General features: G+C 49.0%; 21 protein-coding genes and 1 tRNA gene. 12 read left to right on the plus strand and 10 right to left on the minus strand.

Annotated features, from left to right (window positions below; genetic code table 11):
- Positions 1–7: 7 nt before the first annotated feature.
- The 3 genes from EHV15_RS12495 to EHV15_RS12505 form a co-directional block, all read right to left on the minus strand.
- The gene (locus tag EHV15_RS12495; RefSeq protein WP_128631494.1) at positions 8–2,029 is read right to left on the minus strand and encodes a Na+/H+ antiporter; all 2,022 of its coding nucleotides are present in this window, start codon (positions 2,027–2,029) and stop codon (positions 8–10) included.
- A gap of 147 nt (positions 2,030–2,176) precedes the next feature.
- Positions 2,177–2,701: an anaerobic ribonucleoside-triphosphate reductase activating protein gene (nrdG, locus tag EHV15_RS12500; RefSeq protein ID WP_128631495.1), complete on the minus strand. Its 525-nt coding sequence runs from the start codon at positions 2,699–2,701 to the stop codon at positions 2,177–2,179.
- The gene (locus EHV15_RS12505; RefSeq protein WP_128631496.1) at positions 2,698–4,683 is read right to left on the minus strand and encodes an anaerobic ribonucleoside triphosphate reductase; all 1,986 of its coding nucleotides are present in this window, start codon (positions 4,681–4,683) and stop codon (positions 2,698–2,700) included. Before EHV15_RS12505 ends, nrdG begins: the two co-directional genes overlap by 4 nt.
- Positions 4,684–5,610: 927 nt before the next feature.
- On the opposite strand from EHV15_RS12505, the gene EHV15_RS12510 reads away from it, so the two are divergent.
- Both EHV15_RS12510 and EHV15_RS12515 read left to right on the plus strand, forming a co-directional pair.
- Complete coding sequence (locus EHV15_RS12510; protein ID WP_128631497.1) at positions 5,611–5,910, plus strand: MTH1187 family thiamine-binding protein; 300 nt, start codon at positions 5,611–5,613, stop codon at positions 5,908–5,910.
- Between the two features lie 204 nt (positions 5,911–6,114).
- Positions 6,115–6,187: transfer RNA gene (locus EHV15_RS12515), tRNA-Thr, on the plus strand.
- 171 nt (positions 6,188–6,358) lie between these two features.
- Here EHV15_RS12515 and EHV15_RS12520 read toward each other — a convergent pair.
- Positions 6,359–7,261, minus strand: coding sequence for a LysR family transcriptional regulator (locus EHV15_RS12520; RefSeq protein WP_128635308.1), 903 nt, complete (start codon positions 7,259–7,261; stop codon positions 6,359–6,361).
- 150 nt (positions 7,262–7,411) lie between these two features.
- On the opposite strand from EHV15_RS12520, the gene EHV15_RS12525 reads away from it, so the two are divergent.
- Positions 7,412–8,431 (plus strand): alpha/beta fold hydrolase, encoded by a 1,020-nt coding sequence (locus EHV15_RS12525; protein ID WP_128631498.1) that lies wholly within the window; start codon positions 7,412–7,414, stop codon positions 8,429–8,431.
- 196 nt (positions 8,432–8,627) lie between these two features.
- A complete protein-coding gene (locus tag EHV15_RS12530) occupies positions 8,628–9,446 on the plus strand; it encodes a DUF2935 domain-containing protein (protein WP_128631499.1) in 819 nt (272 codons plus the stop codon).
- Between the two features lie 92 nt (positions 9,447–9,538).
- On the opposite strand, the gene EHV15_RS12535 is transcribed toward EHV15_RS12530, so the two are convergent.
- The 3 genes from EHV15_RS12535 to EHV15_RS12545 form a co-directional block, all read right to left on the minus strand.
- Entirely contained in the window at positions 9,539–11,107 is a 1,569-nt protein-coding gene (locus tag EHV15_RS12535) for an AraC family transcriptional regulator (RefSeq protein ID WP_128631500.1), read from the minus strand.
- Positions 11,108–11,259: 152 nt separating this feature from the next.
- Complete coding sequence (locus EHV15_RS12540) at positions 11,260–12,258, minus strand: ABC transporter substrate-binding protein (protein ID WP_128631501.1); 999 nt, start codon at positions 12,256–12,258, stop codon at positions 11,260–11,262.
- A gap of 120 nt (positions 12,259–12,378) precedes the next feature.
- Complete coding sequence (locus EHV15_RS12545; protein ID WP_128631502.1) at positions 12,379–13,158, minus strand: DUF1836 domain-containing protein; 780 nt, start codon at positions 13,156–13,158, stop codon at positions 12,379–12,381.
- A 242-nt stretch (positions 13,159–13,400) separates the two neighbouring features.
- On the opposite strand from EHV15_RS12545, the gene EHV15_RS12550 reads away from it, so the two are divergent.
- From EHV15_RS12550 to EHV15_RS12560, 3 genes are all read left to right on the plus strand, one after another.
- A complete protein-coding gene (locus tag EHV15_RS12550) occupies positions 13,401–14,711 on the plus strand; it encodes a hemolysin family protein (protein WP_128631503.1) in 1,311 nt (436 codons plus the stop codon).
- Positions 14,701–15,198, plus strand: coding sequence for a hypothetical protein (locus EHV15_RS12555; RefSeq protein ID WP_128631504.1), 498 nt, complete (start codon positions 14,701–14,703; stop codon positions 15,196–15,198). The genes EHV15_RS12550 and EHV15_RS12555 overlap by 11 nt, the downstream gene beginning before the upstream one ends.
- Positions 15,199–15,353: 155 nt before the next feature.
- Positions 15,354–16,118 carry a metal-dependent hydrolase gene (locus EHV15_RS12560; RefSeq protein WP_178075840.1) on the plus strand — a complete coding sequence of 255 codons (765 nt, stop codon included), beginning with the start codon at positions 15,354–15,356 and terminating at the stop codon, positions 16,116–16,118.
- A 27-nt stretch (positions 16,119–16,145) separates the two neighbouring features.
- Here the strand turns inward: EHV15_RS12560 and EHV15_RS12565 are convergent, their stop codons facing one another.
- Positions 16,146–17,543, minus strand: a complete 1,398-nt coding sequence (locus EHV15_RS12565) for an aminotransferase-like domain-containing protein (protein WP_128631506.1) — start codon at positions 17,541–17,543, stop codon at positions 16,146–16,148.
- A 111-nt stretch (positions 17,544–17,654) separates the two neighbouring features.
- Here EHV15_RS12565 and azlC point away from each other — a divergent pair, with 111 nt between their 5' ends.
- From azlC to EHV15_RS12580, 3 genes are all read left to right on the plus strand, one after another.
- Positions 17,655–18,374 carry an azaleucine resistance protein AzlC gene (gene azlC / locus EHV15_RS12570; RefSeq protein WP_128631507.1) on the plus strand — a complete coding sequence of 240 codons (720 nt, stop codon included), beginning with the start codon at positions 17,655–17,657 and terminating at the stop codon, positions 18,372–18,374.
- Complete coding sequence (locus EHV15_RS12575) at positions 18,365–18,700, plus strand: branched-chain amino acid transporter permease (RefSeq protein WP_128631508.1); 336 nt, start codon at positions 18,365–18,367, stop codon at positions 18,698–18,700. Before azlC ends, EHV15_RS12575 begins: the two co-directional genes overlap by 10 nt.
- Positions 18,701–18,833: 133 nt before the next feature.
- A complete protein-coding gene (locus EHV15_RS12580) occupies positions 18,834–20,660 on the plus strand; it encodes an APC family permease (RefSeq protein ID WP_128631509.1) in 1,827 nt (608 codons plus the stop codon).
- 44 nt (positions 20,661–20,704) lie between these two features.
- Here the strand turns inward: EHV15_RS12580 and EHV15_RS12585 are convergent, their stop codons facing one another.
- The gene (locus EHV15_RS12585; RefSeq protein WP_246061508.1) at positions 20,705–21,568 is read right to left on the minus strand and encodes a lytic polysaccharide monooxygenase; all 864 of its coding nucleotides are present in this window, start codon (positions 21,566–21,568) and stop codon (positions 20,705–20,707) included.
- Positions 21,569–22,037: 469 nt separating this feature from the next.
- On the opposite strand from EHV15_RS12585, the gene EHV15_RS12590 reads away from it, so the two are divergent.
- Complete coding sequence (locus tag EHV15_RS12590; RefSeq protein ID WP_128631510.1) at positions 22,038–22,778, plus strand: carbonic anhydrase; 741 nt, start codon at positions 22,038–22,040, stop codon at positions 22,776–22,778.
- A 149-nt stretch (positions 22,779–22,927) separates the two neighbouring features.
- Positions 22,928–23,377, plus strand: coding sequence for a M23 family metallopeptidase (locus EHV15_RS12595; RefSeq protein ID WP_128631511.1), 450 nt, complete (start codon positions 22,928–22,930; stop codon positions 23,375–23,377).
- Positions 23,378–23,863: 486 nt separating this feature from the next.
- Here the strand turns inward: EHV15_RS12595 and EHV15_RS12600 are convergent, their stop codons facing one another.
- Positions 23,864–24,502 (minus strand): phosphatase PAP2 family protein, encoded by a 639-nt coding sequence (locus tag EHV15_RS12600; RefSeq protein ID WP_128631512.1) that lies wholly within the window; start codon positions 24,500–24,502, stop codon positions 23,864–23,866.
- Between the last annotated feature and the right edge of the window lie 280 nt (positions 24,503–24,782).

The following is a 24,782-nucleotide window of genomic DNA, read 5'->3' on the forward strand; positions in this document are numbered from 1 at the left end:
CCCATTTTTATTCCGCGTGTTCAATCAGCGTGACGCTTTCGACCTGGTTGACCATTCTCCGCAGTTCCCGGGCCTGTTCCCAATTGATGCTGCCGGCTTCGTACATATTGTGGATTTCCGCGCGTTCGGCATCCATCACTTGGATGCGCAGCTCTTCTTTTTGCGCTTCCGCATGTTCGCTGAATTGCGGCTCGGGACCGGTCATGTGGGCGATCACCCGCTTGTACTGGAGAATCACTCTTTGCAGGGCGGGGTCCCGCTCGTTCTCCCGGGCCAGGCCCTTCAAGTACTCGAGCGCCGCTTGCAGCGCTTGAAGCTGGATTTCCTGGCCGTGGCGAAACCCGGCGAACTGCCGGTACTTGCGGGTGGCCCGCCGCCAGTCGCGGACGGCGCTGCCGACCAGGAACGAAATGCGGGCGCGGGCGGTTCTGCAGAGCCCTTCTTCGCGAAGGTCCAACGCCTTCTCGAAGGTTTCGAACGTCTCTTTGGTCATTCCGCCGCTTTGCATCGTTTCATGGATGTAATTCCTTTCGGCTTTTAGCGCCGCAAGCTGGATTTCGGTCATTTTCCCGAAAACTTCCGACCGTTCCAGCCTGTGGGCGTCCTGCTGAAGATACAAGGGGCGGAACAGCCTTTTGTATTCATCCATCAATTGATAGGCGGCGGTTTTGTTGTGCTCGTTCATTTCAGCTTTAATCTTCTGCACCGCGACCCGCAGCAGCCTGCTTCGGGCCTCGGCCATGTCGATGTATTCGTCCGTCGCTTCGCCTTCGGCCGCTCCTTTGCTGAACAGAGGCAGCAAGAGGGTGGCCGCGATCAGGGTGAACAATATGACGCCCGCGGCCAAAAACAGAATGAGCGAACGCTCGGGAAAAGCCTGTCCGCTGGCGACCACATAGGGGATGGACAACACCCCGGCCATCGTAACGGCGCCGCGGACGCCCGTCAGGCTGACCAGAAGGCTGTTTTTAACGCTCGGTTTTGCCGCGGTTTCAGGCGATTTGGAGGCTTTATATTCGTACAGGGAAAAGAAATACGACCAGACGAAACGAATCGCTAAAATGGCAACCCCGATGGCCAAAACGTAGCCGATCGCCAGCGTATTGCCGATGTTGGGATTTTCCACCGTGGCGCGCATGGATGACGGGATGATCAGCCCCAGCAGCAGGAAGACGACCCCGTTCAGGATAAACAGCACGGTTTGCCATATATTTTCCGTCAAGACCTGCTCCTCGGCGAGCATCGTTTCCGTTCGTTCCCGCAGCAGGGAATGCACGATGCCGCCCACAACGACCGCAATGACGCCGGAAGCGTGCAGGAAGTGTTCGGTGACGATAAAAATAAGAAACGGAGTCAGAATTTGCAGGAGCGAATGCAGGGTGGCATCCTGAATGCCTTGTTTGCGAAGGGAAAACCGCAGCGAGGTCATGACCAGGCTGAGCACGAGGCCTAAAACGGCTCCGATGATAAACATGTATGTAAAGTCATAAACAGCTTCTCTCAGCGAAAAATAACCGGTCACGACCGCCGCGACCGCATAGTTGAAGGCAACCAGGCCGGAAGCATCGTTGATCAGCGACTCGCCCCGGACGAGATTCAGCACTTTGTCCGGAATATGGATGCGCTTGGCGATGCCGTTTACGGCCACCGGGTCGGTCGGCGAGAGAATGGCGGCCAACGCGAAGGCGGCGACAAGCGGGATTTCCGGAATGATGGCGTGGATGAAATAACCGCCGCCGATGGTGGTTAGCAAAACGAGGACGATGGCGTTGCCTAAGATCGGCCCCCGCATCTTCCACAGCTCTTCGCGGGGGAAATGCCTTCCGTCGTTGTACAGCAGCGGGGCTACGAACAACAGCAAAAACCATTCCGTTTCGATCTCCAGATGAATCCCGTTAAACGCCAGCGCGATGGCGATGCCAAATACGATTTGGGTGAGCGCGGTGGGGATAAACGGAATGTAGTGGCTGATAATGTTGGAAACGACCAGACAGATGAGCAGCAAAATAACCGTAATCAATAAATCCATGTATCAAACTTCCTTCCCGAACGGATTGCTTTGCGAGTCGACATTATTCTATTATAGCCCACTTTTTAAACTGAAGATTAACAAAGCGCTTGGGATAACGCCCGAAAAAAAAGAGCGCAGCCATCTGCGCTCACCCGAGGATCATATTTATCGTATGAAAGGAAGGCTTGGCTCCCAAAGAACCGCTTGACCGCTGTCCAAGCTTCGCCGGATATCGATCAACCGTTGATTCGAACTGCCGCAGTAGAGCAGGGAAGGGTCGCGAAGCGCTTCGACGAAACGTCCGTCCACCAGCACTTCGCAGCGCCGCAGCAGCTCATATTCGGGGGACCCGGGATGCTCTATCAACTCCTCATACGTATATCCGCTGTAAATCCAAATCGAAATCGGCCCGGTCTCCGCCACAAGCCGGTCGATAAACCCGCTGACCTCGGCGGCGGAGAAGAAGGGGTCTCCGCCAAGGATCGTCAGACCGCTCAGCAGGGGGTTGTTTTTAATGTCATGAATGATTTCCGCTTCCCGTTCCGCTGTGAATGGCTCGCCGTAATTGAAATTCCACGTCTCCGGACTGAAGCAGCCTTTGCAGTAGTGGCGGCATCCGCTGATGAAGATCGCGGCCCGCAGGCCTTCGCCTTCATTGATGGATTCCGGGTAATAGCCGCAAATATTCATGCGTCGTGTTTGACCCGGTCGCGGACTTCCGCCTGTTTGGCGGCGTTGAACCGCGTTTGGTAATCCCCCGTCAGGTATCCGGTGACCCGGCGCAGGCGACGGATATGCACGTCGTTCTCATGGCTGCCGCAGGAAGGGCAGGTCGCCCCGATGATGCCTTCGAAGCCGCAAGCCGAGCAGCGGTCGATCGGATGGTTGATGCTGAAATAGCTGACCTGCTGCTGCAGGGCGTATTGAACGATTTTCAGAAAAGCGGACTGATTGTTCCGGGCGTTGCCGTTAAGCTCGATGTATGAAATGGCCCCGGCGTTGCAAAGCCCGTGGAATTTGGCTTCCAGCTCGATTTTTTTTGCCGCGCTGATGTTGTAATACACCGGGATGTGGAACGAATTGGTGTAGTACTCTCTGTCCACTACGCCCGGAATCGGGCCGTAAACCGCGCGGTCGCGTTTCGTAAACTTCCCGGACAAGCCTTCCGCCGGCGTGGCGAACAGCGTAATGTTCAGGTTGTGAATATCGCTTTGGCGGTCGCAATAATCGCGCATGTAGGAAATGAGTTCGTACGCTTTTTGATAGACAGTTTCATCTTCGCCGTGGTGCTTGCCGTACATCGCCTTCATGCATTCCGCCAGCCCGATGAACCCGATCGACAAGCTGCCGTGCTTAAGCAATTCGCCGACAGCGTCCTCCGGTCCAAGCTGTTCACCGCCTTCCCACACGCCTTCACGCATCATGAAGTCGGACGCCTTGGCTTTTTGAGCGGCTTGAATGTTAAACCGATGCAGCAGCCCTTCCAGCGCGATGTCCATATAATGCGTCAGCTCGCGGTAGAAACCGCGCTCGTCCGCTTCTGTCCGCCGTCCCAGCGCAATGCCGTGCTCCAGGCCCAGCTTGACCAGGTTCAGCGTGTTGAACGACAGGTTGCCTTTGCCGGAAAGATGGTTCCGGCCGAACCGGTCGGCCAGCACCCGGGTGCGGCAGCCCATCGTGGCGAATTCCGTATCCGGATCGCTCGGATCGTAATGCATAAGATTGAGCGGGGCGTCCAGGTTGGCGAAATTCGGATACAGCCGTTTGGCCGAGCATTCCACCGCTTTCAGGAACAGGCCGTAATTCGGTTCGTCCGGGTTCTGGTTGACGCCTTGTTTGCATTTGAAAATCTGGATCGGGAAAATCGGCGTTTCCCCGCTGCCCAGCCCCCGCATCGTGGCCGCCAGCAGGGAGTTAATCACCATTTGCCCTTCGGGCGAGGTGCAGGTGCCGTAGTTGATGCTGGTAAACGGGATTTGCCCGCCGGCCCGGCTCGACATCGTGTTGAGGTTATGGATCAGGCTTTCGGCGGCCTGCAGCGTTTCGGTTTCGGTTTCCTTCAGCGCAAATTTAAACGATTTCGGATAACGCTCCTGCAGGTCGCTGCGGCTCATCGAGACGTCTCCGTTCCCGGCCAATTCGGCGCCATGGGCACCTTCTTCGAAATATTCCAGGCCTTTGCGGAAATATTTTTCGAATGACTTGGCCACGTAGGGAGCAAGGTCAAAGTCCAGCTTGTTGGCCGATACGCCGCCATACTGGGAGTTTTGCTGGGATTGGAAAATGATCGCCACCAGCGCCATCGCGGTCATGATCGAATTCGGCGGTCTAACGCTGCCGTTACCGGTGTTGAATCCTTCGCGCAGCAGCTTTTCGAACGGGATGAAAATGCAGTTCGTCGTCCCGATCGCATATTGATCAAGATCGTGCACGTAGACGATGTTGTCTTTAATCGCCTGTTCCACCCGTTTGGGCAGGATGAAATGAGTCGCGTACCATCTGGCGTACTCGCTGCCGAATTTGCTCATTTTGCCCGAGAAGCTTTCGCCGTTCAGATTCGCGTTTTCGCGCAGCACCTCAAGGTTGCGGCTTTGAATGATTTCCTCGCCCATTTGAATGACTTCATCCAGCATGGTGTCCCGGCCGGTGAAGGTTTGGTTTAGCAATGCCATATTTAAAGCTCCTCCCCAAAAGCTAATTTGACGTTAAATAAAAAGACATCTCCAACCTGCCCAGGTTGAACATGCCCGAATGCGCTGCCTAGTGAAGCTTCTTCTATAGGCTGTCGACTCAATAAGGCATATGTAAAAGCTGCATACGGAACCATGCTTGTTTCTCGCAGGATTTCGTGGTTCACACTATATTTTGTTTGGCTGAAACAAGATTAGCACAATATATTGTGTTGAAAGTGTGACTTGCATCACATGGACAAGCCGGAAGCCGGGACAAATCCGCCGGAGCCCGCAGGTGATGCGCGGAGTGGGGAACGAAAAAAAATTTTAAACTTTTTTTGGGGGAGCTACCTAGGAAACGGTGCTTGACAGCCGGTTATTGGTACGGCGAACCTACTGACCGACCGTCGGCCAACCGCTGGTTGCTGAAACAGCCGACCGTTCGTCGGCCGGCCGCCGGTTACTGGAACGGCTGACCGTTCGTCGGCCAACCATCGGTTACTGGAACAGCCACCTACTGGTCGACCGTTGGCCAAGCGATGGTTACTGGAAAGGCCAACCTACTGGTCGACCGTTGGCCAACCACTCGTCGGCCAACCACCGATTACTGGAACAGCCAACCGCCGGCCTTCAAAATAGCGGAACTTTATGCACTTATTGTCCGGGGCTGAGCATGTTTATCCCCATTAGCGGAATTTTTTGTTCTTATTTTCCTATGAACGGTCCAGATTTCGGGTATTTTGTTACGGTCCGAGAAAATAGCGACATAAATTTCCTTTATTTTCCCCAAATCGACGGGTATCACTGGAATAACGACATTTTTTGCCCTTATGTTTTTGAGCCCCTTTTTGTTTGTATTTACCGGTGAGGAATTGATAAAATAGTACTCGGGCGGGAATTAAATATAGTAAAGTGAGGGGAACGAAAATGGCGATTGCTGAAGTAACGGTTATTCCGATCGGCACGGGCAGCACCAGCCTCAGCTCTTATGTGGCCGAACTGCAACGGGTGTTGGAGAAGCAGGAAGGTATTAAGTTCACGCTGACGTCGATGAGCACGATTATTGAAGGGACACTGGACGACGTATTCGCGGCCATTCGGGCGATTCATGAAGCGCCGTTCGAGTCGGGTGCCGGACGGGTGTCGACTTCGATCAAGATCGACGACCGCCGCGACAAAGCGAGTTCGTCCGAGCAGAAAATCCAATCCGTGAGGGAGAAGCTGTAGTGCAAGCGGCTTGGTTGTGGTAGCATTGTGATAGCACCACGTGTGCGGCAGGACCATGTCGCTGTACCGTTGCGCGGTACGCAACGCACGCCGGAAGCAGCAAGAAATTCAGGCAAAACGGGTTTGCGCAAAATTTCCAAACTTTAGGGCTTGCATTATTTTTAAAACGCGGTATAATAATTTTTGTTCGCTAAAAGTGAACTTGCTGATGTAGCTCAGCTGGTAGAGCAACGCATTCGTAATGCGTAGGTCGGGGGTTCGAATCCCTTCATCAGCATCTCTATAATGTCAAGCACGGCGCGGCTTCCGAGGTTTTCGGGAGCCGCGCTTTTTTGCGTGAAAAGCCAAACTTCTAACATTCTTCTAACCTTTGTTCCTTTAAAGCTAATAATTGTTAAATAAAAAAAGCGTTACCTGGAGTTAGGAATAAGCACCGCAAAAAGTTTCATTAATTTTTCTCCCCCTCTATAGCCATAACCTCCCTTGCTGCTTCAATGAAAGATAATATGATGGGTGAAAGCCACTTGTCGTTATGCCATGACATCTGTGTATACACGTGCAAGTCGGGAATTTGCCATGGAAGAGCAACAAGTTCGCCCCGTTCAACTTCGGCTCCCGCTACGATTTCAGGAAGAAAGGCAATGCCGATTTCCGAAATTGCACATTGTTTAATGGCCTCAGCGCTTTGAAACTCTAAATACGTAATACTATCAATGCCCTCTTTCTCAAATGACCGGTCAAACATGCTTCGATAGGGACAACCCTTTTCATTCGTCAGGAACACTTCTCCGTGAAAATCTTCCAGCTGTAGCACAGTTCGTTTGGCGAGCGGGTGATCTGGAGCGGCGAACAAGCGGAAATTTTCTTCCACCAACGGCTCCACGGCAAGTCCGCTTGAGCGAATGGGTTCGTCCAACATAAAGACAACATCCGCGGTTCCCTCAAAGAGCGTTTGCTTAAGCTCTTGATTCGGAACGGAGCGGAAGATCAGACGAACTCTCGGATGCCGCGAACGAAATCGTTGAAAGACAGCTGGAAGCCGATAGGCGCAAATAACCTCGTTGGCACTTATCGTTAGGGTACCGCTTAGATTTTCATTGTCATGAACGACGCTGCGGGCTTCGTCCAATTTGTCTAGAACGCTTTGGATATGAGTTGAAAAGCGTTTACCCGCGGTTGTGAGAACGAGCTGCTTGCCCAAACGGTCAAAGAGACGAACACCAAGCTCATCCTCCAATGCTTTGATTTGCATCGTGACGTTGGAGGGGACGTAGTTCAGCACTTCCGCAGCCCGAGTGAAATTTAACGTGGATGCAACCGTGCGGAACGTAATCAGTTGGCGCAATTCCATCATACGACCCCCTTTACTTTCAATATTATTGAATACTATATTAAATTTTAATCACTTTTATTGAAAGTACCACAGACCTATACTAAGCACAAGATGTACAAGAAAGACACTCCAAATGTGTGGTTTCATTTTGAAGGGAGCGATAATACGATGGATTATGAGATTTTTGAATTGGGTGACGTAACCTTGCAATCAGGAGTGATGTTGCCGAGCGCTTTTCTAGCTTATAAGACTTATGGAAGATTAAATGAAAAGAAAGATAATGCCATTGTCTATCCAACTGCATTTGGCGACACGCATGTTCAGAATGAATGGTTGATTGGAAACGGCATGGCACTGGATCCGCGAGAATATTTCATTATCGTTCCCAATCTGCTGGGTAACGGATTATCTTCGTCTCCTACTAATACGCCTCCCCCATTCGACCGGGCTAATTTTCCGCAGGTAACCATCTATGACAACGTTCAATTCCAATATCGGCTGGTGACCGAAAAATTCGGCATTCAAAAGATCGCTCTCGTCGTTGGATGGTCAATGGGAGGCATTCAAGCATTCCAATGGGGGGCGAGTTATCCGGACATGGTGGAACGAATCGCGCCTTTCGCTGGAGTTGCCAAGACTTGGCCGCAAACGTTTTTGGTCCTCGATGGAATGAAAGCCTCGCTCATGGCGGCGGCCCGCTTCGATTCAAGAAAGCTAAACCAATTGACTTCTGCAGACATGCGCGCCGTTGGCCGTGTTTATGCGGGATGGGGCTTATCGCAGGCGTTTTATAGAGAGGAACTTTATCGTGATCTGGGATATAGCTCATTGGCAGATTTTGTGGCTGGCGTCTGGGAAAATAGCTTTATGAAGATGGATCCGCACAATGTCCTGGCCATGTTATGGACAGGCCAACATGCAGATATTAGTGCAGACCCCGCCTATAACAGAGATTTCGATAAGGCGCTGGGAAGCATTAAAGCGCTTGCCTGCATCATGCCAGGAAGCACGGATCTCTTCTGTACGGCGGACGATAACGAATATGAGGCTAAGCTTATACCTAATGCTGTTTTTAATCCTATCAAGTCGATCTGGGGCCATTTTGCCGGTCGTGGAATCAATAGTGCCGATAATAAATTTATTGTTGACAACCTAAAACGCTTGCTCACGCTTAGTACAAACGGATAGATTATCATTAGCATCTCCATAGTGTAAGTATAGCGCGGCTTCCGAGGTTTTCGGGAGCCGTGCTTTTTTGCGTGATTTTTGTTAGAAAAAAAGTCCACATTTTTTTTATGCCGATATCATATTGGAACAAGCCACTCCCATAAAATCTGTTATTAAGTCAATGTATTATAACCGGATACTGAATGGAGTGATATTGATGTCAGATCCTTTTGTTATACGTTCATTAGATGAAATACGTTTTTGGTCACGTATTATGAAGGAACATTCTTTCTTCCTTCGCTTGGGTTTTAGATGCGAGGACACTCAATTAATTGATGAGGCCATTCAATTCCAGGCGATCTTTGAGGATATCGAAAGAAGGGCACATGCATATCCAGAAAATACTGATCCCCAAACCATCAGACAGTTCAACTCAGAAGTCCACAATGCAGCCACACACATTTGGGCATTTAAGAGGAAGGTACTTGGACTGATATTGCGGTGCAAACTTCCCGGAGGCAACAATTTTCCGCTGCTTGTAGATCATGTTAGCCGGGAAGCAAGGTATTTCAGTAACCGATTAGATGAGCTTAATAACGGAAGGCTTGAACCGTTAGCTGACGCGATTATTGATGAGAATGTATTTTTTCTGAAAATTATGGCCGACCACGCAAAGTTTATAGGTCATTTGCTTGATCCGTCTGAAAGAAAACTGGTAGAACAAGCAAGAGAGTTTAGCCACGAATTCGACACGCTGATGTATCAGGCTATCGATTTGAGCTCAATGCGCCCTGAGTCGCAAACACATCCGCTTTTAAGTCAATTTGTTGATGAAAATCGCGTTTCAGTAAAATCATTGCGTGATTTTAAGAAAACTGCACGTGACTTAATTGAAGAGTGCCGAATAAAAAGCATCATTCATCCTTTGTTAGCGGATCATGTTTTCCGCGAAGCGGAAAGATTCTTGTTTATTCTTGACATGTTTGATCGGTCATTGTCCGGTATGAAGGTAAACAGGAAAGAAATCTTACATTGAAATTGACTGAATAGTGATTATAAACGGAATGTCAGGCCGGCGCGGCTTCCGAGGTTTTCGGAGGCCGCGTTTTTTTGCGTTAATAGTAACAATCAACGAGTCAACAGCAACAGCATTTCATCCAAATGACGCTCCAATGTCAACGCATCATAAAGGCCCCAACGATGTTCCACGATGTAAGAGCGCTTATTTCCAACAGCCGGGAGGCTGCTCCAGGCTTCGCTTTGCAGCATTTCCAGGAACTCTTTGCTGTTTCTGTCCTTCTTCTCGACGGCCATGAATACCCGGTCTCCGGAGTAACGGGAAATGTCCTCAAGTGCGATTTTTTTCCACTTTAGCGACTTGGTCATTAATATCCTGACCCGGCCCGGAGGGACAAAACCGAGTCCTTCATATAAGGTGTGGCCGAAATTATGGCCGCCGTAGACGTAAAGTTCTTTGCGATGGTATACAAAAGCTGCGGCGCTTTCCCCTTTTTGCACGTAAGGCTTTAGCTTTTGGCGTATGTTCCGCGCTTTGTTCCGATACGATTCGGTCCAAAGTTTGGCCTTATCGCTCCTGCCGAGCAGCCGGCCCAGCTTGTACAGCCGCGTGTAAATGTGGTCATGCCAGTCGAGCAAAGCGGTAGGAGCAACCGCGGCCAAACGGTCATATTGCGGTTCGGGCATATAACTGGGGCATATGATCAGGTCGGGCTGCAGGGAGAGCAGCTTCTCCATATCGAGCGGCTCGTCCAGCGGCTGAATGCCACGTGTGTCTTCGCCATAAAGATCGGCCAAAAAACGGTTCGCACCTACGGGCACGACGCCGAGAGGCAGCAGATCGCCGAGCGTATGCAAGGAACAGATGCGGATATCCCGGGACTGCAAACGGACAAACTGGGTAGGGGACACGCCAACGGCTTGCTTGAATCGTCTGCTGAAGTAATATTCGTCCCGAAAGCCTGTTTGCTCGGCGATTTCCTTCAGGCGTTGATCGGAGCCAATCAGCAACTGCTTGGCCCGGTCTATTCGCAGCTCGGTCAAATATTGTACCGGCGTCTTGCCGGTCATTTTTTTGAACATGTCGTTGTACTTCCAGCGGCTCAAAGCCGTTTGCTCCGCCAGTCTCTCAATCCGGATGTCCTTCGAATATTCGCGGTGCAGGTAATGAATCGTTTCCTCCACTTCCCGCTCTACACCGAATTTGGAGCTTCTGTCCAGCTGTTCGAGCAGCAGTGTCACCAGCTCCTGAAAACGGGCTTGAAGCCGGAGCCGCGCAAGCCCATGGGCCGCGCCCCATTGATCCAGCACGGCGTAAAAGCCGGAAACGCATTCCCCACTAACGGAAAAGACCGTCGTAACATGCCCGATAAGCGCCGCAGCCGCCTCATTGGACATGAACACAAACTCATACGCCTGCAGCTTTCCGGAAACAGGACCGGCAGGCTGCAGGCTGACGATCGAACGGGGAGGGACCAGCGCGCAGCCGTCAGGACCGAGATGATGTGTTGCTCCGTCAACCTCCAGGTTCGCGGGACACTGCTTGATCCACCATATGGAATAATGTTCGCTTCGATACTTTTGCGTATTGCTCCCGCCGGAAATGTCAAATTGGCGGATATTAAGAAGGGATAGGATAGGGATCGATGGGGAGGAGGGATCGGATTGCTCATGCTTCATCGTCGAAGAACTCCAATGTTTCCAAATTTATTATCCATGATTTTATCAAATTATCCATCCGCCAGCAACGCGGCCATTTTAGCGGGATACCGTGCACATAAAATAAGAAGAGGCCCCGCATGGATGAATGCGGAACCTCTGCCGGCGCTGCTTTACGATTGTGGCTTCAATACTTTGGGCATTTCGTCCAAAAGCCACTCTAGTGTAACCGAATCATTAAAGGCCCACCGGTTGCTCACGACATAGGCTTGTCCATTTTGCACAGCGGGAAGACTTTTCCAGACGGAGTTTTGGATTAATTCCTCGACACCTTTACGGGAAGCTTCGTTGGCGTCCTGCGTGACTAGAAAAATATGATCGCCGGCCAGCTCCGGCAATTTCTCCAAAGAAATCGTTAACCACATCTTATCTTCATTCTCTTTTTCGGCAAACAGACGTTTTAACGCTTCCGGAGGCTTAAAGCCGAGCGCATCGTACATCGTGGGCCCGAGCCGCTGCGGTCCGTATATATACAGCTGCTTGTCCTGAAAAACAACAAAGGCCGATGCGGTTTGTCCTTTTTCGACGAGCGGAGCCAGCTCTTTTCTCTTTTGTTCCGACTTGTCTTTGTAACGCTTGATCCAAGCCGCGGCCTCGTCTTGCTTGCCGATAATGTCGCCCAGCGCCGTGATCCGGCTGAACACATCGCCGCTGTAGGGCATCGTTACGGTCGGCGCTATTTTCGACAACCCCTCCAGTGGAGCCGCATCCAGGAAATCCGGCACGATAATCAAGTCAGGGGCAAGCGCCAGGACTTTTTCCAAACTGGGAGCCGAACCTTGACCGCCGATATCCTCTACGCCCTTCAATTGTTCCTCTTCCAGCACCAACCGGGCGTTGGCAAAGTTTGTCCCTACCATGCCGGTGTTCAGCGACACCATTTCCGGCGCATAGAAGTGGGCCACAATTCGCTTCGGCTCTGACGGAATCTCGACCTTGCGGCCTAAAGCGTCGGTATACGTATGACTCGCAGGAGGCTGCTCCTTTTTCGTGACGTTGCCCGTTGTGCCTTTCGCTGCCTCTTCCTTGTTCGTACCGCAGGCCGCTAGCCCCAGCGTGAGCGTCACTGCCAGCAACAGCGCCCCAAATGATCGTTTCTTCGGGATATACATGCTAGACGCTCCCTTTCGATGAGAATGATTATCAACACAGGGACCATTTTACGTGAGTTTCGGTTCATCAACAATGTATATTTTTTTAGGTTATTTGGACTTTTTTTGCAACCTGTCTTCCTACTTTAAATTGTGCAGAAAGAGGGAAGCGTTCAGGAAACGTTTGGCCAAGGTTTGGAAATAAGTGGTTTGAACGGATAACATGGCGATTACGATCGTATTGCTGACCGCTTCCTGCTGCTGCGGATTTAGGCCGGCAAGGCCATGGGCAAATTCATCCGCTTTTTTCTTAACGGTTGTTTCCATGAGATGATCCTGCTTTTTATCTCTGTTCAAGTGGCCGGATTGGAGATCCAGCACCTGGTCGTTGTTCTGGTCAAGCTCCTCGAAAATCCCGGAATAGCCTGCGTACAGATCGATGGGGCTAATGAGATCTTTAGCTTGATCATCAAAATCATGGAAGATGAGCAAAAGCAGTTTTCTGATGGAATCCAGATCCAACGCGGCCCGTAAATCCTCGATGATGAACAGAATCGCCGCCTGTTCGATCGAATATTTCTTTCCTAACCTCGGAGTACCGATAATCTCCTTCAAATCGCGTTTTACCCAATTTTGAACCGCTGTCAGCGCAAAATGGTTGTATTCAATCTGGGAACCTAGGGCAACGATATCGTTAAGCGACAATCCTATATCGCTTGGATTCATGTTCATCAGTTTCTCAAAGATAGGGGGCAGGGCCGTGGAAATAAAGGCGCCTAATGAGTTGCCGCCTGCTATCAATTCCTTATGCGACTTCGCCCACACTTCCTGGAGGATATTTTTGGGTGCCTTTTGGCTTTGACCGCTCAGACTAAGAAGGAGCTGCGACATTTCACTACGGGTTAGATGGAATGTTTCCATGTTCAATTCCTCCATATAAGTTCTTACGAACTCATCTTACGACGGTGGAGAAAAAAAGTCAAAGAAGAAGTAAAACCAGTATTGTGGGCTAAAAAGGCATCAAGAAGTTAAAATTCGCAGCAATTTGCCCAAAATCAGGCAAAGTAAGGTGTTGATACAGTTGCATGAACTCTGTTATTATAAGTTCATAAGAACTTATTGAAATAAAGTTCCAAAGACGCATTCAAATGAGGAGTGTTTGCATGTATGCTTTAAATTTATTTCTGGTTGCCTTGCTGATTGTAGCCACCGCTTTTTTCGTGGCGGCCGAGTTCGCTATCGTGCGGCTGAGATCCAGCCGGGTTGACCAGATGGTGCTGGAAGGCCGGAAAAATGCATTGGCTGTTGGGCGGGTTACGAGTAACCTGGATGGCTATTTATCCGCCTGCCAGCTCGGAATTACGATCACCGCGTTAGGACTTGGATGGCTGGGGGAGCCCACCGTGGAGAAAATCCTGCATCCTGTCTTTGACCGGTACGGATTGCCTGCGGAAGTCAGCAGTATTTTATCTTTTGGCATTGCGTTCGTTTCGATCACCTTTCTCCACGTCGTGCTTGGCGAATTGGCCCCTAAAACCGTTGCTATTCAAAAAGCGGAAATGGTCTCTTTGCTAACGGCTAAGCCCCTGATCTATTTTTATAAAGTGATGTACCCTTTTATCTGGGCTTTGAACGGTTCCGCCAACTGGCTGGTGCGCATCTTCGGAATTAAGCCGGCCAAAGAACACGAAGAGGCCCATTCCGAGGAAGAGCTGCGTATTATTCTTACGGAAAGCTATAAGAGCGGTATGATCAACCAAGCGGAATACGGGTATGTGAACAAAATCTTTGCTTTCGACGAACTGCTGGCCCGTGAAATCATGGTCCCGCGCACGGATATGGTGTGCATTGGTGTCCATGCCGGCAAGGAAGCGGCGCTTCAGGTTATGAAATCCGAGCAATATACCCGATTTCCCGTGATGGAGGGGAACAAGGATCATATCCTTGGCTTTATCAATACCAAACAATTTTTGATGCAATTAAGCGATAATCCGAATTTGGAAATACACAAGCTGATACAACCCATCCTGTCTGTCTCGGAAGCTATGCCGGTAAAGGATCTGTTGCTGCGCATGCAGCAGGAATCGGTGCATATGGCGATTTTGCTTGATGAATATGGAGGCACCTCCGGTTTGATCACGATTGAGGACATTTTGGAAGAGATTGTCGGCGAAATCCGCGACGAATTCGATACGGAAGAGAAAGCCGAAATTGAAAAGCTGGGAGAAAACCACATTCTCGTGGACGGTAAAGTTTCGCTGGAGTTGGTCTGCTCGATGCTGGGCATCGAATTGCTTGACGAAGAACTGGATACGATCGGGGGATGGGTCTATACGCAAAACCCGGCCTTGAAGAAGGGAAGCGAATGGACGTACGGACCGCTGAAGTTTACAGTCAGGGAAAAAGGCCGCCATCGGATTCGCAAGTTGGAAATTATTAAGATGGAAGCTGTGGTATCCGAAAATGAAGGTTAAGCCCGATCGTTTGATTAGGCGTTCGCTTGCCGGTGAAATCCGCGCTTTTAAGCAGCTGATTAACATGTACCATAGCCGGATTTTCGATTTGTGCTTCCGGATGGCCGGGAATAAAACCGCTGCCCAGGACCAGGTGGTCCGTACATTTGTTACGGCCAGGCAGCGGCTTGACGAATACGAATTCTCCATTCCGTTTCATGTATGGCTGTATTCGATCGCGGTATCCTGCTCATTGCAGACCGGTATCGAAGAAGAGCGCACCGGCGAACCGAGTGATACGGTGGAAGAACTGCTGCGCCACGTCCCTTTTTATCCAAGGATCGCGCTGATCCTGAAGTATGCTCATCGGCTGACGCCCGAGGAAACGGCTTACGTCTTAAACAGCCGGGTGGACACGATTAAGGCTTATTTGCGGCAGGGACGGGAACTATTGCGAGTGCAGAAGCACTATAACATCACGGAGCCGGATTTATTGCTGGGGACCTAACCGGCCGGCAACCCTTGTCTTGTTTTGCGGGGCAAGGGTTGTTTTTTTGTTCGCAAATTTAAAAAATTCTTGTAGAATAAAAAGGCCGCCTATAAGGCTTTTTTCATTTTTACAGAAATAAGGTGATGAATGTGAACAAACAGGGGCATGTTGCTTTGGCAGTCACAGCGGGATCGGCCGGCCTGCTTATGATGCCGTCATTAACCATGCAAACTGATGTAGGAATCGCAGCGGCGCTCGTGGCGGCGGCAGGGATCGGCGGAGTGTTCCCGGACTTTGATCATAAAACAAGCACGGTGAGCAATCGTATCCAGTTTCCCCTTCGATACCGGCGCCTCTTTAGGACCTTGTCCGGATTTCTGGGAGCACTAGGTGTAGGGTTAGTGGCCTATCGGCAGTTCGGACACGTCCCCGAACAGGTTGGGGAATGGGTGAAGAGCGGGCCGTTATGGATTGGTGCCGCCATCCTGTTCTGGCTGCTGGCGAGGCTGCGGAGTTTGGTTTTGATCGGCATCGGCGCTTTGCTATTGGCAGGGTACGCCATGTATGACTTACACTGGATCACGGCCTTTGCCGGCTTTGCCTTTCTCATTCTTCCGCTGGTTAAACATCGCGGGGTAATTCATACCCCGGAGTTTGCGGCCGTACTATCCATAGGCCTGCTTAATTTTTCCGCTCAGCAACCGGAGATCATCAATATGGCGGTGATCGGGTTTGTCATCGGCTGGTGGGCGCATCTCGCCGGCGATATATTTGGTGACGAAGGGATTCATTTCTTGCTGCTGCCGAAGCTTAAAATCGCCCTTCGGTTGTTTAAAAACGGGGGGCCGGCCGAGCGCTGGATTTCACGAACGTGCTGGGGCTGCAGCTTACTGATGTGGGGAGTCATATTGCTTCAAACACAAATACTGCTGAAATAAAGAGCCGGCGGGCCATCGCGCAAATGCTTAAATGATTTGGAGATTTTCCTTCAAAATCTCCAATCCTCGTTCTAATTCCTCCAGAGAATTCGTGGAAGAAAGGGCTATTCTTAAATAATTGTCCCGCGTACTGGCTCCGCTTAAAAAGCGATCGGAGTGATACACGCGAATTCCTTTGTGCAGAAAATAACTCTCCACGTGCGTTCCGTCGGTATGATCCGATAGGGGAAGCCATCTATAGAAGCTTAGTGGATGGCCGGTATGGGGCGGCTGCGGGAAAACCTCCGTAAATAACCGGTTTGCGGACTTCGCCAGCTGTTTTTTTTCCGCCGCAATTGCACTTGCTTTTCCGGATAAAATCAGTTCGGTTATGATCTCGGCATCCAATGAAGAGGTTTTGACATTAATATTAAAAATGGCCTTCTCGATCTTCTCTTTAAATGCCTCGCTGAACACGATATAAGCCACTCGAAGGCCTGAGCAAATGGACTTGGACGTGCTGCAAATATAAACCGTTTGTTCCGGGAGAAGCTGAAACATAGGTTGACCGTAATCTTCCATAATACCGGCTGACAGAAAGGCATGTATATCGTCCTCAATTAAAATCAACCGATGCTTTCGGATAACGGCAGCCAGTTCGCGTTTGCGGTTGTCCGGAATCATGACCGTCGTGGGGTTGGAACAAGAAGGCATCAGAAAAACGCCGTGCACATCCATTTGAAGGCACTGATTGTCAAGCTCGCCCGGCAGCATGCCGTGTTCGTCACCGGGAATCGGGACCAACTTAATACGGTACAATTTCGCAATCTCGATAAAATTTGAGAATGTATACATATCGACCGCGATCCGGTTGCCTGGTTCAAACAGAGCTAATAACGTGATCGCCAATGCATTTAGCGCCCCGGAAGCGATCGCCATATTGTCTTTGTCCGCATGGATCCCAAAAGCCTCCAGCCAGTTTAGCGCCGCTATTTTTTGATGGGGAATGCCTGTAGGGTCATTGTAATTTAAGAGTTGCTCCAAATAACTTTTCTCCATCACTTTCTTTGCTGCTTCGGCGACAATATTGTTGCTTTGCTCAAATGAGGCGACAAAGCCAAGATCGATCACTTCATTTGAAATCTTGTCTTTCGAAATGGTGATGGAGCGTGCCGCGTTGGCGGAAACAAATGTACCGCTCCCTGTGACCGCATAAATTAAGCCTTTTAGTTCGCATAGCTTGTAGGCGCGTGTTATGGTCGTAAAATTTACGTCCAAAAAATCGGCCAACTCCCTTTGCGGCGGAAGTTTTGTACCAGGGGCTAAAAATCCGTTTGTGATGTCATGTTCCAGCAGCAGGGCGAGCGAACGATAGAGTGGACGTTTCAAGGCGTCTCTATCGGGTTTCCATGACATCGGGTAATCCGTGAAGGAATTGATCGGCATATTTGCACACCTCATAAAATTGTAATCCATACAATTATATCGTTGATTGTATGGATTTGCACTGCTAAAATGGCATGGAAACGTAATCGTCCTAAGGAGAGTTAACTATTTATGTTGAACAAACAAGAACTTCAGTTGGCATTTCGTGCAGCCTTTCCTGCTACGATCCCCATTTTAGCGGGTTTTTTATTCCTGGGGATTGCCTATGGCATCTTTATGAACGTATCGGGTTTCGGGGTGTGGTATACATTCCTCATGAGCCTGCTTATTTTTGCGGGATCGATGGAATTTGTCGCTGTCCATCTATTGCTTAGCGCGTATAATCCGTTAAGCGCGCTGCTACTTGCCTTAGTGGTAAACGCGCGGCATCTTTTTTACGGGATATCCATGCTTGAAAAATACAAAGGCACCGGATTAAAAAAGATCTATCTGATTTTTGGCATGTGCGATGAAACGTTCTCTATTAATTACTCCGCCCAAATACCGCAAGAGGTGAATAAAGGGTGGTACATGTTCTTCGTTACCTTGCTGAATCACATCTACTGGGTGTTAGGAGCTACAATCGGCGGATTGTTTGGATCGCTGGTGCAATTAAATATGGAAGGCCTTGAGTTTGTGATGACGGCTTTATTCGTGGTCATCTTCATTGAACAATGGATGAAAGAAACAACACATCACAGCGCGTTACTTGGCTTGGGACTATCCTTGTTATGCCTATTTATTTTTAACGGCGACAACTTTATCATTCCTTCCATGATCATGATTCTCTGCGTGCTCACTTTAATGAGGAAGCCGCTGGAAAAGAAAACGGGTGAAACTACATGTCAATGACTTTATTGGAACAAGTGATTACCATTGGAATGGTCGTTTTAGGAACCATGATGACCAGGTTTATTCCATTTATTGTTTTCCCCCCGGGCCGGCCCGCTCCGCGTTATGTGCAGTATCTCGGCAAAATGCTGCCCGCGGCGGCTTTAGGATTATTGGTTGTCTACAGTATCAAAGACGTGAATTTTACATCCGGGAACCATGGAGTACCTGAATTGATCTCGATTGCCCTCGTTATTGTTCTTCATCTTTGGAGAAGGAACATGTTACTATCCATTGCCAGCGGAACGCTCGTCTATATGTTTTTGATTCAATTTGTTCAAATTTAGCACAGGAAACCCCTGTGTTTTTTTATTTCCTCCATTTGGGCAATTTGCCCTTAATCTTCAGTCCGTGTTTGAAATAATACTTATTTCTGGCGAGCAATATAAAAAAACAATGTATTTTAGGCGGTGAAACCCTGTGCTTTCTTATATAAAGCGATTTTTGATTGGACGGCCGTTAAAATCAACGGAACTGGGCGAGCAGAAACTAACCAAAACCAAAGCGCTTGCCATCCTGTCTTCCGATGCCCTGTCTTCGGTGGCTTATGGACCTGAACAAATCCTGCTTGTATTAATGGCCGTGGGCGCGATAGCCTATTGGTATTCGATTCCGATTGCCGCCGGTGTTTTGGTTCTATTGGTTGCTCTCATTTTGTCTTACCGGCAAATTATTTTTGCTTACCCTCACGGCGGCGGGGCTTATGTGGTTTCCAGGCAAAACCTGGGTGTGCTTCCCGGACTGATTGCCGGCGGTTCGTTACTCGTTGATTATATCTTGACTGTTGCGGTAAGCGTTTCGGCCGGTACGGACGCCATCACATCGGCTTTGCCGAGTCTTCATCCATACACTGTGGCCATAGCCGCAGGTTTTGTATTGTTAATTACAATTCTCAATTTGCGTGGTGTCACCGAATCGGCTACCGTTTTTGCGTTTCCCGTTTATTTATTTGTTCTGGCGCTGGTTATTTTGATTTGCTCCGGCCTTTATAAAATTATAACCGGCCAAATTTCGCCGGAATTGCACGCTCCGCTTGGTACTCCGGCAGCTGGAATTAGCTTATTCTTGCTTCTTCGCGCTTTTGCTTCCGGATGTACCGCTTTGACAGGGGTGGAAGCGATCTCAAATGCCATCCCCAACTTTAAAGATCCGGCTCCGCGCAATGCGGCAACAACATTGCTGGCCATGGGGGGCATATTGGCTGTATTGTTCACGGGAATTGTTTTTCTGGCTTATTATTACGGCGTAGGCCATCTCGCGGAGGTTACCGTGCTTTCCCAGATCGCGGAACAAACTTTCGGAAGAAATTTTATGTATTTCTTCATTCAGGGGACGACGGCTTTGATTCTTATTCTGGCTGCCAACACCGGATATTCCGCTTTCCCGTTGCTTGCCGTTAATTTGGCCAAAGACAAGTTCATTCCAAGAGCGTTTACGGTTCGTGGAGATCGGCTGGGCTATTCGAATGGCATCCTTTTCTTGGGTTTTTTTTCGATTTTACTGATTATCGTTTTTGAAGGGAAAACAGAACTTTTAATCCCGCTTTATGCGGTCGGAGTGTTTATCCCCTTTACGCTGTCCCAGTCAGGCATGATGGTGAAATGGTTACGGGAAAAACCTCCAGGTTGGATCAAGAAATTTTTGACCAATACCATCGGAGCGTTGATCAGTTTGTTGGTCAGCGTGATTTTTTTCATCACCAAGTTCCCAAATGTCTGGCCGGTCCTTATCTTTTTACCTTTAATTATTTACTTCTTTCATCGGATTCATAAGCATTATGAAGCGATTGCGGATCAGCTGAGAATTTCAACTTGTGAGCCGGTTGTACCCATCGAAGGGAACGTGGTGATCGTACCCGTTGCCGGTATCACGCGTGTAGTGGAGAATTCGCTGAACTATGCCAAGTCCCTTGCGCCGTATCAAATCATTGCGGTACACGTTCCTTTTGAAAAGGAGGAGGAAGCGGTTTTTGAAGAGAAGTGGAGGAAATGGCAGCCGGACGTTCGATTGGTGACATTGTACTCTCCGTATCGGAGCATTATTCACCCGCTAATAAAATTCGTGGATACGGTACAAAAAAAGGCCCACGAAGCGAATTATCAGGTGACCGTGATCATCCCTCAATTTATTCCGAAAAAAGGATGGCACAATGTATTGCATAATCAGTCGAGCCTGTTGATTCGAGCGCATCTGCTTTATCGGAGAAATGTCATCGTCGCCACGGTTCCGTATCATTTGAAAAAATAAGAGAGCCAGAGGGATTTACCCTCTGGCTCTTGCGGGATATGCTCTTATACGCTGTCCGATTCGCTGCCTTCCTCGTCGGGCGGCACGTCGCCGATCAGCTTCCACGGACCCCATTCTCCAGTCGTCCCTGGTTCCTGTCCCTGGGTCCACCAGAGAGCTTGCCAGAATTGCCCGTTGTGCACAACAACTTCACCTTCGGTATAAACTCTGATGGGATTCCAGATGAGGTGCTCTCCGAAACGGTCCGGATCACCAGGGAAACCCGGTTCGGGCGTGGTTGGCGCCGACGGATTGATGCTGAGCTGGACATCCATCACTTGGTAGAAGGCATTCACTGTATCCGCAATATCCCAAACGGCCACGATAACGTGATAGCCTTCCCGGTCATTCGGAATAAAGCAATCGTTATAAACGTCAATTGGCGGAATCGCGCCGTCGTCGATATAGCGGCAAAACAACTCAAGATCCGCCCGTTTTAACGGGGAATTGGGATCCCAGTCTTTTTTCGTAATATAATAATCCCATGTATTCGTGCTGTGATTGGCTGTAAGCTTCCAATGAAACGTATGCTCCCCGCCTACCATATCTACCTTGGTCCAGCGATCGGCCGTTTGTTCGTCGAGTTCAAAAAATTTCCCGCCGCTGGCGATCTGGCCGTCCGGGACGCCGAATTCAGGGAAATCTCCGCGGCCCTCCACACTGAAAGGCTCCCATTTCACTGGCCCGCAATCGGTGTTTTGGCCCGTGGAACATAGATGGGCGCGGCTGTCCGTCAAATAACCGTGCGCGGAAGCGCTGTCCGCAAACACAAACGAACCCGCCAGCATCAGAAACAGGGTACCTGCCGAAACAACAAACCATTTCATAAATAACTTATGATGATTCACAAAAGTCCGGGTTGTCATCATTCTACTCCTCCTTGTAATTAATAATAGGATTTTCCGTGAGCTTTCCAAGCCAAGATTGACAGCGCTTTCACTAGCTTGAGGCGCGGGTAATCAGAGCCTAAGGATCCCTCCCTCCAATGAACTTATTATGAATCAATTCCAAAGAGGCTTGTCCATGGAAATTGATCCCCAAATGATAGATAATCCAAATATTGGATTTATTTACTACATACTATATTATGAACCCATAATTGTCAATGAGATTATAATATATATTAGGTAATAATTTTTACATATATGTCGAAGTTTTGAATAATATAATGTCATGTACCAGTAGAACTATAGTAACCGTTTGAATATGGTTGATAAGATGCATTACATAAAAAAGGGCAAGGAGTATAATGATCAACGGGATATTCCTGTATTTTACAAAAGATCGATCAAAGATAACCGCGGCCGGACCAAAAAATAAATGTTAAGAGGGAATAACATGAAGAAAAATTTCTTTGTACTCGGATTTACGGCTTTTATATTGTTGGCGGGTTGTTCTGCAAGTCACGCGGCAACCAATTTATCAGCATCTAAAGAAAATCACTTCACGTATGACCATCAAGAGGAATGGGAGTTTGTATCGGGCAAAATGCAATCTCCTATAGACATTGTTACATCCCAGGTTATTGATTATAAAGGGGCTGGGTTGGTATTAAACTATGACCAAGCAGGAACTTCAATAGAGGATAACGGACATAGCATACAAGTTGGTCTGCGTGGAACCGCAGAAATTGATGAGCGTTCCTTTGCACTGTCTCAAGTTCATTTTCATGCCGAAAGCGAGCATACGATCGACGGCAAGCACTATCCGCTTGAAGGCCACTTCGTACATAAGGCTGTAGACGGCCGGATCGCTGTAATCGGAGTTATGTTTACTGCGGGGAAAGAAAATCAAGCTTTCGGGCAAATTTTAGAAGCGGCAAAAGCGAATGCAAAAGGGGAGAAGGGAATTACGATCGACAACCTGGATATCGGTCAATTGCTCCCTGCTCATTTGGGTTATTATCATTATTTGGGATCCTTGACGACACCCCCATTAACCGAAAATGTGGAATGGTACATTCTAAAGGATGCGGTCCAGCTTTCCCAAGAACAACTGGATGAATTTTATAAATACTACGACAACAATCATCGCGATATCCAAGAGCTCAATGACCGCAAGGTTTTTATTAAATCTTAGTTCCAACCTTCTCTTAACAAATAAGTAAGGCGCGGCTTCCGAGATGTTCGGGGGCCGCGTTTTTAGCATGCAATTGCAAATCAGCAGGGGGACTCTTCGATATTAACGTCATATATGTAAATAAAGAACGCTGGGCTTATGATCTGGTCATGGAACCTTATGATACGGGAAGCGCGAATCCGGAAGATTACGGGATATGGAATCAAGAGCTGCTTTCGCCGGTATCCGGTACGGTTATCGCCGCCTATGACGAAGAGCCGGATATTCCGCAGGGAAGCGAGGAAATTCTTTCGATGGAAGGCAACCACGTTTACCTGCGGATCGAGGAAACCGGTACCTGCTTGCTGCTGAATCATTTAAAAGAGGGGAGCGTTCAGGTGAAGGCCGGAGATCACGTTAGACCGGGGGAGGTTTTGGGGCGAATCGGAAACAGCGGCTCCACCTCGGAACCGCATCTTCATATCCACCACCAGCGGCAAAATCCTCTGAAAACTTTGCATCCCGTCCTGGCCGAAGGGCTTCCGCTCTATTTTGAAGGGACGGACCGGCATGCCTGTGAAGGGTACCGCCGTTACGCCGAATTTAACGGAATAATTTGAATTTGGGTTGGACCTAGAAATCGATGCTTGACAGCCGGCTACCGGAACGACGAACCTTGGAAACGCTACTGACATGCTGTTGTCAGCAGCGTTTTTGTATACTTTCAGTATACAAATCCAAAGGAGGTCGTTATCGTTTTTCACGGGAAGAAGGACGGCCTGATGGGGTCAACTGCAAAAGTACATCTCATTTGAGGCTATCCGATAAAAAAGCAGCTTTTGACCGGAGATGAACTGCACTTTTGCATCTGAACCACCGGTTTAGAGGAGTTTCGACAAAACCGCCTGCACTTTTGCATTTCGTAGAATTACCCTTCTTGCTAGGCGGCTTCATGGCCCGCATTCTACCGCGGTTTAACCCATGCTCGACCTGCTTTTAAGTTGATTTTCGTTCTGCCAAAGTTGAATTGTAAAGTTTTCAGCAAAGCAAAGCTGAACAATTCCATGGTCGTGGGGAAAAACTACCGCTTAATGCGGTCTGGCTTTTTAGGGAGTACGATCGATAACGTTTTTCTTATACCACAAAATGCTCGCAGTTAACCAGCAACCGCTAACGAAATATCCTCCAAGGACATCGCTCGGGTAATGCACCCCTAAATAAATCCGGCTGATTCCGATGGCCAAGATAAACAGGGTGCTCAGAACGATCATCAGCGAGCGGCCTAATGAAGTGGGCACATGTCTCCAAATCAGAAAAGCAAGGGCACCGTAAAAACTGAATGCGGCCATGGAATGTCCGCTCGGAAAGCTGTACCCTTCAGCTTCAATTATCCGGTGAATGACGGGACGCGCACGGTGAAACAGTGTTTTAAGTGCCCAGTTCAGTACGGTTGAACCAAGCATGACACCGGCCAAGAAGACAAGTTCCCTACGGTGACCCAAAACGGTATATAAAACAACCATGGCTGTAATAATCACAAGAATCAGCGGCAGCCCTCCGCCGATGGTCGTAAAAAATTTCATAACAACCGTTAAAGCCGGGGTTTCCCAATGCTGAATCCAAGCGGCGATAACCTTATCGAAATTACGTATTTCGTTGTCTTGTACGAACAGGGAAATTGCCCCAAACCCCAGAGTGCATACGATTAGTACAATCAGTGCCAAGGATATTTTGATTTTGAACATATCGGAATGTTCCTCCGTGAGCGAGTAAGTTGTTATTATAGGCATTCCACTAGTATAACAAAGTTTAGCGGACTCAAGCCAAGGTGCTTTAAAATGCAAATGATTATTAGAGCAACGTAAAAGAGTGCGAAACAAATCTAACGGTTGTGAGCGAGGCTATTTGGGGAAAAACGAGCGGTTACAAAATGTAACGGTTGCCATCGAGCCTATTTTCCGTTTTATCGGCAGTAATGGGACGGTTTCACCTAAATAAGCACGATTACATCCGTTAAAAAAGAAA

Origin of the sequence: Paenibacillus oralis, from assembly GCF_003863965.1 — a bacterium.
In the GTDB taxonomy this organism is placed as follows: Bacteria; Bacillota; Bacilli; order Paenibacillales; family Paenibacillaceae; genus Fontibacillus; species Fontibacillus oralis.

Bases quoted from the DNA above. Each gene is read 5' to 3' on its own strand.
- EHV15_RS12595 (WP_128631511.1), top strand. From the start codon at position 22,928: ATGGAACCTTATGATACGGGAAGCGCGAATCCGGAAGATTACGGGATA.
- EHV15_RS12530 (WP_128631499.1), top strand. From the start codon at position 8,628: ATGTCAGATCCTTTTGTTATACGTTCATTAGATGAAATACGTTTTTGG.
- EHV15_RS12585 (WP_246061508.1), bottom strand. From the start codon at position 21,568: ATGATGACAACCCGGACTTTTGTGAATCATCATAAGTTATTTATGAAA.
- EHV15_RS12510 (WP_128631497.1), top strand. From the start codon at position 5,611: ATGGCGATTGCTGAAGTAACGGTTATTCCGATCGGCACGGGCAGCACC.
- EHV15_RS12600 (WP_128631512.1), bottom strand. From the start codon at position 24,502: ATGTTCAAAATCAAAATATCCTTGGCACTGATTGTACTAATCGTATGC.
- EHV15_RS12505 (WP_128631496.1), bottom strand. From the start codon at position 4,683: ATGGCATTGCTAAACCAAACCTTCACCGGCCGGGACACCATGCTGGAT.
- EHV15_RS12545 (WP_128631502.1), bottom strand. From the start codon at position 13,158: ATGGAAACATTCCATCTAACCCGTAGTGAAATGTCGCAGCTCCTTCTT.
- EHV15_RS12575 (WP_128631508.1), top strand. From the start codon at position 18,365: ATGTCAATGACTTTATTGGAACAAGTGATTACCATTGGAATGGTCGTT.
- EHV15_RS12590 (WP_128631510.1), top strand. From the start codon at position 22,038: ATGAAGAAAAATTTCTTTGTACTCGGATTTACGGCTTTTATATTGTTG.
- EHV15_RS12535 (WP_128631500.1), bottom strand. From the start codon at position 11,107: ATGAAGCATGAGCAATCCGATCCCTCCTCCCCATCGATCCCTATCCTA.
- EHV15_RS12555 (WP_128631504.1), top strand. From the start codon at position 14,701: ATGAAGGTTAAGCCCGATCGTTTGATTAGGCGTTCGCTTGCCGGTGAA.
- EHV15_RS12550 (WP_128631503.1), top strand. From the start codon at position 13,401: ATGTATGCTTTAAATTTATTTCTGGTTGCCTTGCTGATTGTAGCCACC.
- EHV15_RS12525 (WP_128631498.1), top strand. From the start codon at position 7,412: ATGGATTATGAGATTTTTGAATTGGGTGACGTAACCTTGCAATCAGGA.
- nrdG (WP_128631495.1), bottom strand. From the start codon at position 2,701: ATGAATATTTGCGGCTATTACCCGGAATCCATCAATGAAGGCGAAGGC.
- EHV15_RS12495 (WP_128631494.1), bottom strand. From the start codon at position 2,029: ATGGATTTATTGATTACGGTTATTTTGCTGCTCATCTGTCTGGTCGTT.
- EHV15_RS12565 (WP_128631506.1), bottom strand. From the start codon at position 17,543: ATGCCGATCAATTCCTTCACGGATTACCCGATGTCATGGAAACCCGAT.
- azlC (WP_128631507.1), top strand. From the start codon at position 17,655: ATGTTGAACAAACAAGAACTTCAGTTGGCATTTCGTGCAGCCTTTCCT.
- EHV15_RS12540 (WP_128631501.1), bottom strand. From the start codon at position 12,258: ATGTATATCCCGAAGAAACGATCATTTGGGGCGCTGTTGCTGGCAGTG.
- EHV15_RS12520 (WP_128635308.1), bottom strand. From the start codon at position 7,261: ATGGAATTGCGCCAACTGATTACGTTCCGCACGGTTGCATCCACGTTA.